1 pseudogene is annotated in these 776 nt (G+C 70.9%); it reads left to right on the top strand.

From position 1 onward, the window contains the following. Positions 1-591: pseudogene (locus tag ACFXB5_RS50730) on the top strand (group II intron reverse transcriptase/maturase); the annotation flags it as partial. Positions 592-776 lie beyond the last annotated feature (185 nt).

The following is a 776-nucleotide window of genomic DNA, read 5'->3' on the forward strand; positions in this document are numbered from 1 at the left end:
CACTCCCGCGGGGCGGCACTCCAATTGAGGGGGCGGGCGCACGGCGGGGAGAAACACCCCCCCCCCACACACCACGTGTGGAGGCTGGTCTACAAATGGGCCCGGCACACACACCCGAACAAGCCGAACGGCTGGGTGACCGCCCGGTACTTCGGCCGGTTCAACGAGTCCCGGCAGGACCGGTGGGTGTTCGGTGACCGCGAGAGCGGCCGCTATCTCACCAAGTTCGCCTGGACCCGGATCGTCAGACATCAGTTGGTCATCAAAGGGGCGTCCGTGGACGACCCGGCGCTGACCGAGTACTGGGCCTCGCGGCGACGCAGGAACAAGCCCCCGCTCAGCCCGCGCCTGCTGAGTCTGCTCCAAGGACAGCACGGCCGGTGCCCGCTCTGCGGAACCCTTCTCCTGCACGCCGACCAGCAGCCGCAGAGCCCCCAGGAATGGGAGCAGTGGCTGCGGGCGATCCGGACGGCGGTACGCGCGAACGCGCTCACCGCCGAACCGGACGGAAGCCAGTCCGACGATCCCGTCACCTTCCGACTCACCCACGTTCACTGCCATCGCTGGCGCGGCGGCAGTGAACCACGATGACCAGCCATTCTGGCTGCCCGTGGGCCTTCAGGGCCTGCTTGAGCCGGATGCGGTCAACGCCGCCTGTCCGGTTCTGAGGGGGGTGGGGGGGCCCCCCCGCGGCCCCCCACGCCCCCCACGCACATCCCGACACCGCCCCCACGCCTCCCCCCGCCGCATAGGCGCCCGACCCGCCTCGACCGCGC

It is taken from the genome of Streptomyces sp. NPDC059455, assembly GCF_042750115.1.
In the GTDB taxonomy this organism is placed as follows: Bacteria; Actinomycetota; Actinomycetes; order Streptomycetales; family Streptomycetaceae; genus Streptomyces; species Streptomyces endocoffeicus.